Consider the following 15,381-nt stretch of genomic DNA (forward strand, 5'->3'; position numbering starts at 1 on the left):
CATGGCCCAGATCGAGGTCAAGAACCCCGAGGGCGGCGCCAAGGGCAGCGTCGAGCTGCCGGAGAGCGTCTTCGCCCAGAAGGTCAGCATTCCGCTGATCCATCAGGTCGTGAACGGTCAGATGGCCGCCGGCCGCCAGGGCACGCACGCCACCAAGACCCGCGGTGAAGTCCGCGGCGGTGGCAAGAAGCCCTACCGCCAGAAGGGCACCGGCCGGGCCCGTCAGGGCTCGATCCGCGCCCCGCAGTACACCGGTGGTGGAACCGTTCACGGTCCCCAGCCGCGTGACTACAGCCAGCGGACCCCGAAGAAGATGAAGGCCGCCGCCCTGCGCGGAGCCCTCACCGACCGGGCCAACCACGGCCGCATCCACGTCGTCAGCCACTTCGTGGCCGAGGACGCGGTCGGCAAGCTCACGCAGACCGCTCTCAAGGCGCTGCGTCAGGTGACCGAGTCCGACAAGGTCCTGGTCGTCCTGGCCCGCGAGGACGAGCACAACCGGCGCGCCCTGCGCAACCTCGGCGAGGTGCACATCCTCGACGCGAACCAGGTGAACACCTACGACGTCCTGTACTCGGACGACGTGGTCTTCACCGAGGCGGGCTACGCCGAGTTCCTGGCCCACGCGGCCGGCACCTCCAAGGCCGCTGAGTCCGAGGAGGACGACCAGTGAGGATCGCTGACCACCGCGACATCATCGTCGAGCCGGTGATCTCCGAGAAGAGCTACGGGCTCATGGACGCGAACAAGTACACGTTCATCGTCCGCCCCGACGCCAACAAGACGCAGATCAAGATCGCGATCGAGAAGATCTTCGAAGTGAAGGTCACCTCGGTGAACACGATCAACCGCAAGGGGAAGCGCAAGCGGACCCGCTTCGGTTACGGGAAGCGTCCCGACACCAAGCGCGCGATCGTGAGTGTCGCCGAAGGCGACCGGATCGACATCTTCGGTGTCTGACCTTCTTTGGTCTGACCGCTACACACCAAGCAATACGTAAAGGAATGCGCGAAGAAGATGGGCATTCGTAAGTACAAGCCGACGACACCGGGTCGTCGCGGTTCGAGCGTGAGCGACTTCGTCGAGATCACGCGCTCCGAGCCGGAGAAGTCCCTGGTGCGTCCGCTCCACTCCAAGGGTGGGCGTAACGGCCACGGCCGGATCACCGCCCGCCACCAGGGTGGCGGACACAAGCGTGCCTACCGCGTGATCGACTTCCGTCGTCACGACAAGGACGGCGTGCCGGCCAAGGTCGCTCACATCGAGTACGACCCCAACCGCACCGCTCGCATCGCCCTGCTGCACTACGTGGACGGTGAGAAGCGCTACATTCTGGCGCCCGCCGGCCTCAAGCAGGGGGACCGGGTCGAGAACGGCCCGCAGTCCGACATCAAGCCGGGCAACTGCCTCCCGCTGCGCAACATCCCCACGGGTACGTTCGTGCACGCGGTCGAGCTGAAGCCGGGCGGCGGCGCCAAGCTGGGCCGTTCCGCCGGGTCCCAGATCCAGCTGCTCGCCAAGGAGGGCCGTTACGCCACGCTGCGTATGCCCTCCGGCGAGATGCGCATGGTGGAGATCACCTGCCGCGCGACCGTTGGGCAGGTCGGCAACGCCGAGCAGTCCAACATCAACTGGGGCAAGGCCGGCCGCTCGCGGTGGAAGGGCAAGCGCCCGACCGTCCGCGGTGTGGTCATGAACCCCGTCGACCACCCGCACGGTGGTGGCGAGGGCAAGACCTCCGGTGGTCGACACCCGGTCAGCCCCTGGGGCAAGAAGGAAGGCCGGACCCGGACCAAGGGCAAGGCCAGCGACAAGCTGATCGTGCGGCGTCGGCGTAGCGGCAAGAAGAAGCGGTAAGGAGCACGTCTGATGCCACGTAGCCTTAAGAAGGGTCCCTTCGTCGACGACCACCTCATCAAGAAGGTGGAAGTCCAGAACGAGAAGGGGACCAAGAACGTCATCAAGACGTGGTCCCGGCGGTCCATGATCGTCCCGGAGATGATCGGTCACACGATCGCCGTCCACGATGGCCGCAAGCACGTCCCCGTGTTCGTGTCCGAGTCGATGGTCGGTCACAAGCTCGGCGAGTTCGCTCCCACGCGTACTTTCCGTAGCCACGTCAAGGAAGACCGCCGTAGCCGCCGTTAGCGGTTGCAGCAGGAGACAGAACCATTTCTCCACGGTGAGTGGAGATGAATTTCCGTGAGCGAGGGAAAAGCGATGGGAACGAGGGCACAGGCACGGTTCGTCCGTGTTACGCCCCGGAAGGCCCGCCGGGTGGTGGACCTTATTCGCGGGTTGCCCGCTGACGAGGCACAGGCGGTGCTCCGGTTCGCGCCCCAGTCGGCGAGCGAGCCTGTTGGCAAGGTACTGGCCAGTGCTATCGCCAACGCTGAGCACAACGACAAGCTGGACCGCGAGACGCTGGTGGTCGAGCGCGCGTGGGTGGACGAAGGTCCGACCCTCAAGCGCATTCGTCCGCGAGGCTTCGGCCGCGCTTTCCGGGTGACCAAGCGCACCAGCCACATCACCGTGGTGGTCGCTGAGAACTCGGGCGCCTCGTCCAAGACGAAGGAAAGGACCCGATAGTGGGGCAGAAGGTAAACCCGCACGGGTTCCGCCTCGGCATCACCACGGACTTCAAGAGTCGGTGGTACGCGGACAAGTCCTACAAGGACTATGTCAAGGAAGACGTGGCGATCCGTCGGATGCTGACCCGTGGCATGGAGCGCGCGGGCATCTCCAAGGTCGAGATCGAGCGCACCCGTGACCGTGTTCGCGTGGACGTCTACACCGCCCGGCCGGGCATCGTCATCGGCCGCCGCGGCGTGGAGGCCGACCGCATCCGGACGGATCTCGAGAAGCTGACCGGCAAGCAGGTCCAGCTGAACGTCTTCGAGGTGAAGAACCCCGAGATCGACGCACAGCTCGTCGCCCAGGGCGTCGCCGAGCAGCTGAGCAGCCGCGTGGCGTTCCGCCGCGCGATGCGCAAGGCGATGCAGACCGCGATGAAGAGCGGTGCCAAGGGCATCCGTATCCAGTGTGGTGGCCGTCTGGGCGGGGCTGAGATGTCCCGCTCGGAGTTCTACCGCGAGGGCCGGGTCCCGCTGCACACGCTGCGCGCCGACATCGACTACGGCTTCTTCGAGGCCCGTACGACGTTCGGTCGCATCGGCGTGAAGGTGTGGATCTACAAGGGTGACGCGCCCGCGACCCGCGCCGAGCGCGAGGCGGCCCAGGCCGCCCAGCGTTCCGCGGGTGGTGGCGGCGGCGGTGGCGGCGGTCAGCGCCGCGAGCGTCCGCAGCGGCGTCGTCGCGGCGGTCCCGCCGGCCAGCAGCAGGGAGCCGAGGCCAAGGCCCCGGCCGAGTCCGCGAAGACCGAGGGGAGCTAGCCGTGCTTATTCCTCGTAAGGTCAAGTACCGCAAGCAGCACCACCCCGACCTGCGTGGCAAGGCCAAGGGCGGCACGTCGATCAACTTCGGCGAGTTCGGCATCCAGGCTCTGGAGTCGGCCTACGTCACCAACCGGCAGATCGAGTCCGCTCGTATCGCCATGACGCGGCACATCAAGCGTGGCGGCAAGGTGTGGATCAACATCTTCCCGGACCGCCCGCTGACCAAGAAGCCGGCCGAGGTCCGCATGGGTTCCGGTAAGGGCTCGCCCGAGTGGTGGGTCGCCCCGGTCAAGCCCGGCCGTGTGATGTTCGAGCTGTCGGGCGTGCCCGAGGCCGTGGCGAAGGAAGCCATGCGCCGTGCGATGCACAAGCTCCCGATGAAGTGCAAGTTTGTTAAGCGGGAGGGGGAGTGATGGCGAAGTCCGTGACTGCCCAGGAGCTGCGTGACCAGTCCGTCGAGGACCTGGTCGCCAAGCTCAAGGAAGCGAAGACCGAGCTCTTCAACCTCCGCTTCCAGGCCGCCACAGGCCAGCTCGACAACCACAGCCGGCTGCGTACCGTCAAGCGAGAGATCGCGCGGATCTACACGATCCTCCGGGAGCACGAGCTGGGCATCGTCCCGCTGTCTGGTGAGTCGGCTGAGGAGACGAAGGAAGCAGCCGAATGAGTGAGAACCAGACCGCGACCCGCAACTACCGCAAGGTGCGCGAGGGCTACGTCGTCAGCGACAAGATGGACAAGACCGTCGTCGTCGAGGTCGAAGACCGCATCAAGCACGCCATGTACGGCAAGGTCATCCGACGGACGACCAAGTACAAGGCGCACGACGAGGCGAACTCCTGTGGCGTCGGTGACCGGGTCCGTTTGATGGAGACCCGGCCGCTTTCCGCGACGAAGCGTTGGCGCGTCGTGGAGATCCTGGAGAAGGCTAAGTAACCCCAGCCTGTGGTAGCGGCCGGCACACGTTGTCGGCCGCTGCCACGAGGGGTGAGACCACCTAGCCGTGCGGCAGTGGACCGCACGCATCACATCAGGAGCAGACGTGATTCAGCAGGAGTCGCGACTCAAGGTCGCCGACAACACGGGTGCCAGGGAGATCCTGACCATCCGTGTACTCGGTGGCTCGGGTCGGCGCTACGCCGGGATCGGCGACACGATCGTCGCCACGGTGAAGGACGCCCAGCCTGGCGCTGCAGTCAAGAAGGGCGACGTCGTCAAGGCCGTTGTCGTGCGCACCGTCAAGGAGCGCCGCCGGCCCGACGGCTCCTACATCCGCTTCGATGAGAACGCTGCCGTGCTCATCAAGGACGGTGGGGACCCGCGAGGCACCCGCATCTTCGGCCCGGTGGGCCGTGAGCTGCGTGACAAGAAGTACATGCGCATTATTTCGCTGGCGCCGGAGGTGCTGTAGGCGATGAAGATCAAATCTGGCGACGAGGTCATCGTCATCGCCGGCAAGGACAAGGGTGCCACCGGCAAGGTCGTCAAGGCCCTGCCGAGGGAAGACCGTGTCGTCGTCGAGGGCGTCAACCTGGTCAAGAAGCACAGGAAGGCCAACCCGGCGGGCGGCCAGCAGGGCGAGGTCGTCACCAAGGAGGCCCCCATCCACGTGAGCAATGTTGCGCTCGCGGAGGACGGCAAGGCGTCTCGGGTGGGCTACCGCTTCGAGGAAGACGGAACCAAGGTTCGGGTCTCCCGCCGCACCGGTAAGGACATCTGATGACGGTTACCAACGACATCACGGCCCCTCCGATGCCGAGGCTGAAGGAGAAGTACCGTAACGAGATCGTCGCTGCCCTCAAGGAGGAGCACGACATCGCCAACATCATGCAGGTCCCCGGTCTGACGAAGATCGTGGTCAACATGGGTGTCGGCGAGGCGGCTCGTGACGCGAAGCTGATCCAGGGCGCGATCGCCGACCTGTCGGCGATCACCGGGCAGAAGCCGAAGATCAACCGTGCCAAGAACTCCATCGCGCAGTTCAAGCTGCGCGAAGGCCAGCCGATCGGCGCCAGCGTCACGCTGCGCGGCGACCGGATGTGGGAGTTCCTGGACCGGCTGCTCTCGCTCGCCCTGCCCCGGATTCGGGACTTCCGCGGACTCTCGCCAAAGCAGTTCGACGGGAACGGGAACTACACCTTCGGTCTGACCGAGCAGGTCATGTTCCACGAGGTGGACCCGGACAAGGTCGACCGGCAGCGTGGGATGGACATCACGGTTGTCACCACGGCCACGACCGACGACCAGGGCCGCAGCCTGCTCAAGCAGCTCGGTTTCCCGTTCAAGGAAGCCTGAGGGGTAAACACACATGGCGAAGAAGTCCCTGATCGCGAAGGCGCAGCGGAAGCCGAAGTTCGCTGTCCGCGCGTATACTCGATGCTCTCGGTGCGGCCGCCCGCGTGCCGTCTTCCGGAAGTTCGGCCTGTGCCGTATCTGCTTCCGCGAGATGGCCCACCGCGGCGAGCTGCCCGGTATCACCAAGTCGAGCTGGTAGTTTCCGGCGGGGCCGACCGTGTGCTCCTCCCCCTGGGAGGATTCCACGAGGTCGGCCCCCCGAAGCGCCACTGCTTGGTCGCTTCAATGCAGTGATCGTGACCGCACCAGGCGGTCCCGGTCCGGCAACATCCAACCATCAGGGCACGGTAGTCCCGCGAGGGACCGCGGTGCCCACGACCGCGCCGTAGGTCCGTTTGTGCACCTCCCGGGGAGACCCGCAGGAGGGCAGGCTCTGGGAAAGCCCGCACTCGGAAACCGCGGTGAGGAAGGGCCAATCGGCCATGACGATGACCGACCCGATCGCAGACATGCTGACTCGTCTGCGCAACGCGAACTCGGCTTACCACGACACCGTGACGATGCCGTTTTCCAAGATCAAGGCGCACATCGCCGAGATCCTCCAGCAGGAGGGCTTCATTCAGGGCTGGCGGACCGAGGAGGCCCCTGTGGGCAAGAGCCTCGTCCTCGAACTGAAGTACGGCCCCACCCGTGAGCGTTCGATCGCGGGCATCCGCCGGGTCTCCAAGCCCGGACTTCGGGTGTACGCCAAGAAGGAGAACCTGCCGCGGGTGCTGGGTGGCCTCGGTGTGGCGATCATTTCGACGTCCGGTGGCCTGATGACGAACAAGCAGGCCAAGAAGCGTGGCGTTGGCGGCGAAGTTCTCGCCTACGTCTGGTAACAGGGAGAGATTGAAGCATGTCGCGAATCGGTCGACTGCCGATCTCGGCCCCCAAGGGCGTCGAAGTCACGATTAACGGGCAAGACGTCACTGTCAAGGGGCCGAAAGGCGAATTGAAGCACACCGTCGCCGAGCCGATCACCGTCTCCAAGGACGGAGATCTCATCTCGGTGGCGCGTCCCGACGACAAGCCGGAGAACCGCTCGCTGCACGGTCTGACCCGTGCGCTGCTCGCGAACCTCATCGAGGGTGTCTCCAAGGGCTACGCGAAGACGCTGGAGATCCACGGTGTGGGTTACCGCGTCCAGGCACGCGGCGCCAACCTGGAGTTCTCGCTGGGCTACAGCCACCCCGTGGTGATCGAGCCCCCGCAGGGCATCAGCTTCCGCGTCGAGAAGCCGACGATCCTCCACGTCGAGGGCATCGACAAGCAGCTGGTGGGCCAGGTGGCCGCGAACATCCGCGGACTGCGCAAGCCTGACCCGTACAAGGCCAAGGGCGTGCGGTACAAGGGTGAGCACATCCGCCGCAAGGCCGGAAAGGCTGGTAAGTAGGCATGGGTATCACCGTGAGCCGCAAGCGGACCGCCAAGCGCGCCACTTCCCGTGCGCGTCGCCAGTTCCGCGTTCGCAAGCGGATCCAGGGCACCGCCGAGCGTCCCCGCCTGGCCGTGTTCCGCTCCTCCAAGCACATCGTCGTCCAGGTCATCGACGACTCCCGGGGCCACACGCTGGCCGCGGCCTCCACTGTCGAGGCCGACGTGCGCGGCGTTGACGGCACCAAGTCGGACAAGTCCGTCAAGGTCGGCCAGATCATCGCCCAGCGCGCGAAGGAGGCCGGCGTCTCCGCGGTCGTGTTCGACCGCGGTGGCTTCCAGTACTCCGGCCGTATTGCCAAGCTCGCCGACGCGGCGCGCGAGGGCGGACTGGAGTTCTAGGGATGACCTTCGTACTGGACAAGATCAACCACGAGAAGAGGAACCACTGATGGCTGCAGCACCGCGGCGCGGCGCCGGTGGCGAGCGGCGTGATCGCCGTGACGATCGCCGCGGCGGCGCCGCAGACAAGGGTGTCTCCTACATCGAGAAGGTCGTGACCATCAACCGGGTCGCGAAGGTCGTCAAGGGCGGCCGTCGCTTCTCCTTCACCGCTCTCGTCGTCGTCGGTGACGGCAACGGGATGGTCGGTGTCGGTTACGGCAAGGCCAAGGAGGTCCCGGCCGCGATCGCCAAGGGTGTCGAGGAGGCGAAGAAGAACTTCTTCCGCGTCCCCCGCATCCAGGGCACGATCGTGCACCAGGTCCAGGGCGAGGACGCTGCCGGCGTCGTCATGCTCCGTCCGGCCGCTCCGGGTACCGGTGTCATCGCCGGCGGCCCCGTGCGCGCCGTCCTTGAGTGCGCCGGCATCCACGACGTGCTGAGCAAGTCGCTCGGCTCGTCCAACCCGCTGAACATCGTGCGCGCCACGGTCGCGGCGCTCAAGGGCATCAACCAGCCCGAAGAGATCGCCGCCCGTCGTGGCCTGCCGATCGAGGACGTTGCCCCGGCCGCCATGCTCCGTGCTCGCGCTGAGGCGAAGGCAGGAGCCTGACCATGGCCAAGCTCAAGATCACGCAGACCCGCTCCAAGATCGGCGGCAAGGAGAAGCAGCACGCTGCTCTCCAGTCCCTCGGTCTGGGCCGGATCGGCAAGTCCACCGTCCGTGAGGACCGTCCCGAGGTTCGTGGCCAGATCACGATCGTCTCGCACCTCGTGTCCGTCGAGGAGGTTGCCGGATGAGCGACTACAACCCCGACGAGCTGCTCAAGCTGCACCACCTGCGGCCCGCTCCTGGCTCCAACAAGTCCAAGGTCCGCAAGGGCCGTGGCGAGGCGTCCAAGGGCAAGACCGCCGGTCGTGGCACCAAGGGCACGAAGGCTCGTAACACCGTGCGTCCCGGTTTCGAGGGCGGGCAGATGCCCCTCATCCGCCGGGTGCCGAAGCTCAAGGGCTTCAGCAACGCGCGCTTCAAGAAGCACTACCAGGTCGTCAACCTGGACCGGCTCGCCGAGCTGTACCCCGAGGGTGGCGAGGTCACCGTCGAGGGCCTGGTCGCCAAGGGCGCCGTTCGCAAGAACGAGCTCGTCAAGGTGCTGGGTACCGGTGAGATCACCGTCGCCGTGCAGGTGAGCGTGAACGCGTTCTCCGCAACGGCGAAGGAGAAGATCGAAGCCGCCGGTGGCTCCATCACCGAGCTGTAGGGGATCATCCCCGCGATGAGTAGCCGAGGGCGTCCGCCCGGCAGGTCCGAGAACGACCAGCCGGCGGGCGCCCTCGCGCATTGTGAGCAATGATCGTTATGGCTCACATACGCACGACCGGCGTGATGGCTGTTACAGTGCCTTCTGTTTGAGCTCCCCGCTTGACGTAAAGTGAAAACTTCCGAGCACTGGGCAATCGCCCCGTGCTGACGTTCTACGACGATTCAGGATCGGCCGCGATGTCTGGAACCCGTTCCGCCGCCGAAGCCGCGCAGGAGGAGACGTGCTAGGTGCGTTCGTTCGTGCATTCCGCACGCCCGACCTGCGCAACAAGCTGCTGTTCACACTGTTCATCCTGACGCTGTTCCGTCTGGGGGCGGTGATCCCCGCGCCGGGGATCGACTCCGCGGCCATCCGGGACCAGATGGAAGCCATCACCGCGGCGGACGAGTCCGGGGTGTATGCGCTGGTGAACCTCTTCAGCGGCGGCGCGCTACTCCAACTGGCGGTGTTCGCGCTCGGGGTCATGCCCTACATCACCGCGAGCATCATCATCAACCTCCTCACTGTGGTGATCCCGCGGCTGGAGGCCCTCAAGAAGGAGGGCCAGTCCGGCCAGACCAAGATCACCCAGTACACCCGCTACCTGACGCTGATGCTCGCGGTCCTGCAGTCGACCAGCATCGTCGCCATGGCCAGGACGGGCGCTCTGTTCCAGGGCGCCATCCCGGTCAGCACCTACATGCCCAACCAGGACATCCTCACCCTGGTCACGATCGTGGTCGTCATGACCGGCGGTACCGCCGTCATCATGTGGTTCGGTGAGCTGATCACCGAGCGCGGCGTCGGCAACGGCATGTCGCTGCTCATCTTCACCACGGTCATCGCGAGCTTCCCCGCCATGATCATGGGCCTGTACCAGGAACGCTCGATCTGGGTCTTCACCATCATCTGCATCGCCGCCCTGGTGCTCATCACCGCGGTGGTCTTCATGGAGCAGGCGCAGCGCCGTATCCCGGTGCAGTACGCCAAGCGCATGGTGGGCCGCAGGATGTACGGGGGCAGCTCCACCTACATCCCCCTCAAGGTCAACCAGGCGGGCATCATTCCCGTCATCTTCGCCTCCTCGCTGCTGTACCTCCCGCAGCTGGTCGTGGGTCTGATGGGACAGGAGTCCACCAACCCGGTGGTCACCTTCATCCAGACCTACTTCAGTACCGGCACCGGCATCCACCCGGTGTACATGGTCACCTTCTTCCTCATGATCGTCGGGTTCGCGTTCTTCTACGTGTCGATTACCTTCAACCCCGATGAGGTCTCCGACAACATGAAGAAGTACGGTGGGTTCATCCCGGGTATCCGACCTGGGCGTCCCACCGCCGAGTACCTCAGCTACGTGCTGAATCGGCTCACGACGCCCGGTTCGATCTACCTGGGTGTGATCGCGCTCCTTCCGATGGTCGCTCTCGGTGCCAGCGGCGCCGGCGGCGCCGGTATGGGCGTCGCGATGCAAGGAACGAGCCTCCTGATCATGGTCGGTGTCGGGCTGGACACGGTGAAGCAGATCGAGAGTCACCTCCAGCAGAGGAACTACGAAGGTTTTCTGCGATAAATGCGTGCAGTATTGGTGGGGCCGCCTGGGGCCGGCAAGGGCACCCAGGCCCAGATCCTCGCGTCGGAGCTGTCGATCCCGAAGGTGTCCACTGGTGACATCTTCCGGGCCAACGTCAGCGGTGGTACGGAGCTCGGCAAGAAGGCCAAGGAGTTCATGGACCGTGGCGACCTCGTCCCCGACGAGGTCACGAACGCCATGGTCAAGGACCGCCTGGCCAAGGACGACGCGACCAACGGGTTCCTGCTCGACGGGTTCCCGCGCAACGTCGCCCAGGCCGAGACCCTCAACGGGATGCTCGCCGACCTCGAAGGGCGTCTGGACGTCGTCCTGGAGCTGAGGGTCGACGAGGACGAGGTCGTCAAGCGCCTGTCCGGGCGCCGCTCCTGCCCGGAGTGCGGCCGCGTCTACCACGTCGAGTACGACGCCCCCGCGACGGCGGGCGAGTGCGACGACGACGGCGCACGGCTCTACCAGCGGGAGGACGACCGCGAGGAGACCATCAGGCACCGCCTGAAGGTCTACCGCGAGCAGACCGCCCCGCTGGTGGAGTTCTACGAGCGCCAGGGGCTCCTGGCCACCATCGCGGCCACGGGCGCCGTGGAGGACGTCACGGCCAGGGCCAAGGCCGCCATCGCGGAGAAGGCCGACGGGACCGGCGTCTGATGTTTCGGAAGTCGGAGCCGGACGTGCAGATCAAGACGCCGGAACAGATCGCCAAGATGAGGGCGGCGGGTCAGATCGTGGCCCGCGCCCTGGACACCCTCCGGGCCGCGGTGCGGCCCGGGGTGTCCACCCTCGAACTCGACTCGATCGCGGAGAAGGTCATCCGCGACGCGGGCGCCGTGCCGTCCTTCAAGGGCTACCACGGCTTCCCCGGGTCCATCTGCGCCTCGGTCAACGAGGAGGTCGTCCACGGCATCCCCAGCGCCGAGCGCGTGCTGGCCGAGGGCGACATCATCTCCGTCGACTGCGGGGCGATCCTGGACGGCTGGCACGGCGACTCGGCGATCACCGTCGCGGTCGGGCAGGGCCGTCCCGAGGACCTGGCGATGATGGAGACCTGCGAGGAGTCGATGTGGCAGGGGATCGCGCAGATGCGCCCGGGCGGACGCCTGGGTGACATCGGACACGCGATCGGCGGCCACATCTCCGAGCACGGCGGGTACGGCAACGTGCGCGAGTACGGTGGCCACGGCATCGGCACCGAGATGCACATGGACCCGCACGTGCTCAACTACGGCAAGCGGGGCAAGGGGATCCGGCTGGTCGAGGGCATGTGCCTGGCGATCGAGCCGATGACCACGCTTGGCAAGCAGGACGTCGTCGAACTGGACGACGGTTGGACCGTGGTGACGCGTGACGGCGGACGGGCCGCTCACTTCGAGCACTCCGTGGCCATCACCGCGCAGGGCCCGCTCGTGTTGACGGCGCGCGAGTCCGACCGCGATAAAATCACACAGATGGGTTTCGTTCAGCCGACCTGGTAGCGGAGCCGGCCCTACGCGCCGAGCGCGCAGGACGCCACCACGAACGGTCGAAGATGCGAGGTGCGCGCAATGTCCGACCCGGTGCCGTCGATACGCACGTCCGACTCAGAACGCGACCGTGTCGCGCAACTCCTCCAGGAGCACTTCGCCCAGGGGCGGTTGGACCACGAGGAGTTCACCGACCGGCTCAGCAGCACCTACAAGGCCCGGACGGTCGACGAGCTCGAACTCGTCACCAAGGACCTCCCGGAGCGCGACCTGGCCGAGATCCAGGGCGCCGGCGTGAAGTCGGCCCCGGGTGAGGACGGCCCGCCTGGACCGCGGCTCACCATGCGGGACCCGGCGCTGATGGTGCCGTGGGCGCTCTACGTCGGGGTCAACGTCCTGTGCTTCGTGATCTGGCTCATCGTGTTCCTCACCACCGGCTACGGCTATCCGTGGTTCCTGTGGGTCCTGGGACCGTGGGGAATCCTCATGGGCCTGGTGACCCTGGGCGTTCTCGCCGCGCCGAAGGCCCTGCGCTGAGCACGGTCCCCATCCGCCCCCTCCGGCGTGGTAATGAGTACTTCCGCGGAGGGGATAGACTGGCACTGCCCATACGCGGGCCGTTGGGTCAGTCTGCCATCTCTGTGCCACGTCCTAGTGACGTATGCTCTTGCAGTTGACCTGATCTTCCAGTGTGTCCTGGCTTCGACGACATCCGGCTCGGTCCGACGTCGTCGGGGCCGTCGCGTCGTGCGGGATCGCTGGAGTCGCGTCGGGTCGTCCTGATCAACCAATCGACGAGCGAGGCGTGGAGGACATGGCGAAGAAAGACGGCGCCATCGAGATCGAGGGTTCCGTTGTCGAGTCGCTACCCAACGCTATGTTCAAGGTAGAGCTCGACAACAAGCACACGGTCCTTGCCCACATCAGCGGCAAGATGCGGATGAACTACATCCGTATTCTCCCCGACGACCGTGTCGTCGTGGAGCTGAGCCCGTACGACCTCACGCGCGGGCGCATCGTTTACCGCTACAAGTAGCCGTCACGGGCCGTCCGGTCCCGTGATGAGTGATGTGATGAGTTCGGAGTCACCGATGAAGGTCAAGCCGAGCGTGAAGAAGATCTGCGCGAAGTGCCGCGTGATCCGCCGTAACGGCCGGATCATGGTCATTTGCTCGGACCCGCGCCACAAGCAGCGCCAGGGCTAGTTCCCCGGTTCGCTGTCCGCGGCTTCCGCCCAGCGAGTTACCCGGAGGGGTCCCATCCCCGACGGGCTTGAAAGAACGAATACCTGTTCCGATTCCGGGGCCGCGGAGGCCCGGGAACAACCCCCGGTCGGAGGCCGGGGCCTCGTCGATTGGGCGACGGGAGGGTGGAACGGGTCAGACCTCCGCACAGCATGGATGGAGTCTCGCCCACATGGCACGTATTGCCGGCGTTGACCTTCCCCGCGACAAGCGGGTGGAGATCGCTCTCACGTACGTTTTCGGGGTCGGGCGCACGCGCGCGCTCGAGACCCTGGCGAACACCGGTGTCGACGGGAATACCCGCGTCTACCAGCTGGCCGAAGAGGACCTGGTCAAGCTCCGCGAGTGGATCGAGGCGAACTACCAGGTCGAGGGTGACCTGCGCCGCGAGGTCCAGGCCGACATCCGTCGCAAGATGGAGATCGGCAGCTACCAGGGCATCCGCCACCGCCGCGGCCTTCCGGTCCGCGGTCAGCGCACGCAGACCAACGCGCGTACCCGCAAGGGCAAGAAGAAGACCGTGGCCGGTAAGAAGAAGGCCGGTAAGAAGTAGTCCGCTCGGACTGTCCACCGCGTCCGAGAACCGTCAACGGACCGATGATCTCTGGGAGTTTCGCTAATGCCGCCTAAGGGCCGTCAGGGTGCCGCGCGCAAGGTGCGTCGCAAGGAAAAGAAGAACATTGTCCACGGACACGCTCACATCAAGAGCACGTTCAACAACACGATTGTGAGCATCACGGACCCCACGGGTGCCGTGATCGCGTGGGCCAGCTCCGGACAGGTCGGCTTCAAGGGTTCGCGTAAGTCGACCCCCTACGCCGCGCAGATGGCCGCCGAGGCCGCTGCCCGCCGCGCGCAGGAGCACGGCGTCCGCAAGGTGGACGTCTTCGTCAAGGGCCCGGGTTCCGGTCGGGAGACCGCCATCCGTTCGCTGCAGGCGACCGGCCTCGAGGTGGGCTCCATCCAGGACGTCACCCCGGTGCCGCACAACGGCTGCCGTCCGCCGAAGCGCCGCCGCGTCTGATTCGGCAGCGGGTGCCCGCGTCTCCTACCACGCGGGTGCCACGTCGCGCTAGCTCCGCGCGGTCCCGGCTGGGACCCGCGCGGGCGGGGTAGGAATCCGAGTAGAGGGCATCGCCGATCCGGCGGTGTCCATCCGGTGGCCGTCAAATAGCGGGCGGCCATGTGGAAGGGAAGTCACGGACCATGTTGATCGCACAGCGTCCCACGCTCGCCGAGGAAGTCATCTCGGACCTGCGCTCGAGGTTTGTCATCGAGCCGCTGGAACCGGGTTTCGGCTACACCATCGGTAACTCGCTTCGGCGTACCCTGCTGTCCTCCATCCCCGGTGCGGCTGTGACCAGCATCCGCATCGAGGGCGTCGAGCACGAGTTCACCACCGTGCCCGGGGTCAAGGAGGACGTCACCGAGATGATCCTCAACCTCAAGGGCCTGGTCGTCAGCTCCGAGCACGACGAGCCCGTGCTGATGTACCTGCGCAAGCAGGGCCCCGGCGTGGTGACCGCGGCGGACATCGCTCCGCCGGCCGGTGTCGAGGTGCACAACCCCGAGCTGCACATCGCCACGCTGAACGGCAAGGGCAAGCTGGAGATGGAGCTGACGGTCGAGCGCGGCCGCGGTTACGTCTCGGCGACGCAGAACAAGCAGCAGGGCCAGGAGATCGGTCGGATCCCGATCGACTCGATCTACTCGCCGGTGCTGCGTGTGACCTACAAGGTCGAGGCCACCCGTGTCGAGCAGCGCACCGACTTCGACCGCCTGATCGTCGACATCGAGACCAAGCCGGCCATTCGTCCCCGTGACGCCGTGGCCAGCGCGGGCAAGACCCTGGTCGAGCTGTTCGGTCTGGCGCGAGAGCTCAACGTCGACGCCGAGGGCATCGACATGGGCCCGTCGCCGACGGACGCCGCGCTCGCGGCGGACCTGGCGCTGCCGATCGAGGACCTCAACCTGACGGTCCGGTCCTACAACTGCCTCAAGCGTGAGGGCATCCACAGCGTTGGTGAGCTGGTGGCCCGCTCCGAGCAGGATCTGTTGGACATCCGCAACTTCGGTGCCAAGTCCATCGATGAGGTCAAGCAGAAGCTCATCGACATGGGCCTGTCCCTGAAGGACTCCCCGCCCGGATTCGACCCCAGCACGGCGGCCGACAACTACGGCTCCGAGGATGACGAGGGTGAGTCCTTCGTCGAGACGGAGCAGTACTAACCGACCTCG

The 15,381-nt window shown here is 66.0% G+C and carries 28 protein-coding genes; all 28 read left to right on the forward strand.

All coding sequences use genetic code 11. The annotated features are described in order from the left end of the window. Position 1 precedes the first annotated feature (1 nt). The gene (gene rplD, locus DFP74_RS15785; protein ID WP_121182384.1) at positions 2–673 is read left to right on the forward strand and encodes a 50S ribosomal protein L4; all 672 of its coding nucleotides are present in this window, start codon (positions 2–4) and stop codon (positions 671–673) included. After that, complete coding sequence (rplW, locus tag DFP74_RS15790; protein WP_121182385.1) at positions 670–960, forward strand: 50S ribosomal protein L23; 291 nt, start codon at positions 670–672, stop codon at positions 958–960. Before rplD ends, rplW begins: the two co-directional genes overlap by 4 nt. 57 nt (positions 961–1,017) lie before the next feature. Continuing rightward, complete coding sequence (gene rplB / locus DFP74_RS15795; protein WP_053616299.1) at positions 1,018–1,857, forward strand: 50S ribosomal protein L2; 840 nt, start codon at positions 1,018–1,020, stop codon at positions 1,855–1,857. 12 nt (positions 1,858–1,869) lie between these two features. After that, positions 1,870–2,148 (forward strand): 30S ribosomal protein S19, encoded by a 279-nt coding sequence (gene rpsS / locus DFP74_RS15800; RefSeq protein WP_053616300.1) that lies wholly within the window; start codon positions 1,870–1,872, stop codon positions 2,146–2,148. A gap of 72 nt (positions 2,149–2,220) precedes the next feature. Next, positions 2,221–2,589: a 50S ribosomal protein L22 gene (rplV, locus tag DFP74_RS15805; protein WP_017598542.1), complete on the forward strand. Its 369-nt coding sequence runs from the start codon at positions 2,221–2,223 to the stop codon at positions 2,587–2,589. Further along, positions 2,589–3,392, forward strand: a complete 804-nt coding sequence (rpsC, locus tag DFP74_RS15810) for a 30S ribosomal protein S3 (RefSeq protein ID WP_121182386.1) — start codon at positions 2,589–2,591, stop codon at positions 3,390–3,392. Before rplV ends, rpsC begins: the two co-directional genes overlap by 1 nt. Before the next feature lie 2 nt (positions 3,393–3,394). After that, on the forward strand, positions 3,395–3,808 hold the full coding sequence (rplP, locus tag DFP74_RS15815; RefSeq protein WP_121182387.1) for a 50S ribosomal protein L16: 414 nt from the start codon (positions 3,395–3,397) through the stop codon (positions 3,806–3,808). Further along, positions 3,808–4,062, forward strand: coding sequence for a 50S ribosomal protein L29 (gene rpmC, locus DFP74_RS15820; RefSeq protein ID WP_053616303.1), 255 nt, complete (start codon positions 3,808–3,810; stop codon positions 4,060–4,062). Before rplP ends, rpmC begins: the two co-directional genes overlap by 1 nt. Further along, positions 4,059–4,331: a 30S ribosomal protein S17 gene (gene rpsQ, locus DFP74_RS15825; RefSeq protein ID WP_053616304.1), complete on the forward strand. Its 273-nt coding sequence runs from the start codon at positions 4,059–4,061 to the stop codon at positions 4,329–4,331. Before rpmC ends, rpsQ begins: the two co-directional genes overlap by 4 nt. Positions 4,332–4,437: 106 nt before the next feature. Continuing rightward, positions 4,438–4,806: a 50S ribosomal protein L14 gene (gene rplN, locus DFP74_RS15830; RefSeq protein WP_053616305.1), complete on the forward strand. Its 369-nt coding sequence runs from the start codon at positions 4,438–4,440 to the stop codon at positions 4,804–4,806. Between the two features lie 3 nt (positions 4,807–4,809). Continuing rightward, entirely contained in the window at positions 4,810–5,115 is a 306-nt protein-coding gene (rplX, locus tag DFP74_RS15835; protein ID WP_121182388.1) for a 50S ribosomal protein L24, read from the forward strand. Continuing rightward, positions 5,115–5,690 carry a 50S ribosomal protein L5 gene (rplE, locus tag DFP74_RS15840; RefSeq protein ID WP_121182389.1) on the forward strand — a complete coding sequence of 192 codons (576 nt, stop codon included), beginning with the start codon at positions 5,115–5,117 and terminating at the stop codon, positions 5,688–5,690. The genes rplX and rplE overlap by 1 nt, the downstream gene beginning before the upstream one ends. 13 nt (positions 5,691–5,703) lie before the next feature. Further along, positions 5,704–5,889 carry a type Z 30S ribosomal protein S14 gene (locus tag DFP74_RS15845; RefSeq protein WP_077693173.1) on the forward strand — a complete coding sequence of 62 codons (186 nt, stop codon included), beginning with the start codon at positions 5,704–5,706 and terminating at the stop codon, positions 5,887–5,889. A 283-nt stretch (positions 5,890–6,172) separates the two neighbouring features. After that, positions 6,173–6,571 (forward strand): 30S ribosomal protein S8, encoded by a 399-nt coding sequence (gene rpsH, locus DFP74_RS15850; protein WP_053616308.1) that lies wholly within the window; start codon positions 6,173–6,175, stop codon positions 6,569–6,571. A 17-nt stretch (positions 6,572–6,588) separates the two neighbouring features. Then, positions 6,589–7,125: a 50S ribosomal protein L6 gene (gene rplF / locus DFP74_RS15855; protein ID WP_121182390.1), complete on the forward strand. Its 537-nt coding sequence runs from the start codon at positions 6,589–6,591 to the stop codon at positions 7,123–7,125. Between the two features lie 2 nt (positions 7,126–7,127). Then, on the forward strand, positions 7,128–7,508 hold the full coding sequence (rplR, locus tag DFP74_RS15860; protein WP_121182391.1) for a 50S ribosomal protein L18: 381 nt from the start codon (positions 7,128–7,130) through the stop codon (positions 7,506–7,508). Between the two features lie 49 nt (positions 7,509–7,557). Next, positions 7,558–8,160 carry a 30S ribosomal protein S5 gene (rpsE, locus tag DFP74_RS15865; RefSeq protein WP_121182392.1) on the forward strand — a complete coding sequence of 201 codons (603 nt, stop codon included), beginning with the start codon at positions 7,558–7,560 and terminating at the stop codon, positions 8,158–8,160. A gap of 2 nt (positions 8,161–8,162) precedes the next feature. Beyond that, positions 8,163–8,348, forward strand: a complete 186-nt coding sequence (gene rpmD, locus DFP74_RS15870; RefSeq protein WP_121182393.1) for a 50S ribosomal protein L30 — start codon at positions 8,163–8,165, stop codon at positions 8,346–8,348. Beyond that, positions 8,345–8,809 carry a 50S ribosomal protein L15 gene (gene rplO, locus DFP74_RS15875; protein ID WP_121182394.1) on the forward strand — a complete coding sequence of 155 codons (465 nt, stop codon included), beginning with the start codon at positions 8,345–8,347 and terminating at the stop codon, positions 8,807–8,809. Before rpmD ends, rplO begins: the two co-directional genes overlap by 4 nt. 283 nt (positions 8,810–9,092) lie before the next feature. Then, a complete protein-coding gene (gene secY, locus DFP74_RS15880; RefSeq protein ID WP_121182395.1) occupies positions 9,093–10,421 on the forward strand; it encodes a preprotein translocase subunit SecY in 1,329 nt (442 codons plus the stop codon). Continuing rightward, on the forward strand, positions 10,422–11,087 hold the full coding sequence (locus tag DFP74_RS15885; protein WP_199725669.1) for an adenylate kinase: 666 nt from the start codon (positions 10,422–10,424) through the stop codon (positions 11,085–11,087). Continuing rightward, complete coding sequence (map, locus tag DFP74_RS15890; RefSeq protein ID WP_121182397.1) at positions 11,087–11,911, forward strand: type I methionyl aminopeptidase; 825 nt, start codon at positions 11,087–11,089, stop codon at positions 11,909–11,911. The genes DFP74_RS15885 and map overlap by 1 nt, the downstream gene beginning before the upstream one ends. 69 nt (positions 11,912–11,980) lie before the next feature. Continuing rightward, a complete protein-coding gene (locus DFP74_RS15895; RefSeq protein ID WP_121182398.1) occupies positions 11,981–12,436 on the forward strand; it encodes a DUF1707 domain-containing protein in 456 nt (151 codons plus the stop codon). 277 nt (positions 12,437–12,713) lie between these two features. Next, positions 12,714–12,935, forward strand: coding sequence for a translation initiation factor IF-1 (gene infA, locus DFP74_RS15900; RefSeq protein WP_017578623.1), 222 nt, complete (start codon positions 12,714–12,716; stop codon positions 12,933–12,935). Positions 12,936–12,990: 55 nt separating this feature from the next. Continuing rightward, a complete protein-coding gene (gene rpmJ, locus DFP74_RS15905) occupies positions 12,991–13,104 on the forward strand; it encodes a 50S ribosomal protein L36 (RefSeq protein ID WP_013156136.1) in 114 nt (37 codons plus the stop codon). A gap of 211 nt (positions 13,105–13,315) precedes the next feature. Beyond that, complete coding sequence (rpsM, locus tag DFP74_RS15910; RefSeq protein WP_053616318.1) at positions 13,316–13,696, forward strand: 30S ribosomal protein S13; 381 nt, start codon at positions 13,316–13,318, stop codon at positions 13,694–13,696. Positions 13,697–13,762: 66 nt separating this feature from the next. Then, the gene (gene rpsK / locus DFP74_RS15915) at positions 13,763–14,167 is read left to right on the forward strand and encodes a 30S ribosomal protein S11 (protein WP_053616319.1); all 405 of its coding nucleotides are present in this window, start codon (positions 13,763–13,765) and stop codon (positions 14,165–14,167) included. Between the two features lie 182 nt (positions 14,168–14,349). Continuing rightward, a complete protein-coding gene (locus tag DFP74_RS15920) occupies positions 14,350–15,372 on the forward strand; it encodes a DNA-directed RNA polymerase subunit alpha (protein ID WP_121182399.1) in 1,023 nt (340 codons plus the stop codon). Positions 15,373–15,381: the final 9 nt, after the last annotated feature.

The organism is Nocardiopsis sp. Huas11, assembly GCF_003634495.1.
Lineage (GTDB): Bacteria > Actinomycetota > Actinomycetes > Streptosporangiales > Streptosporangiaceae > Nocardiopsis.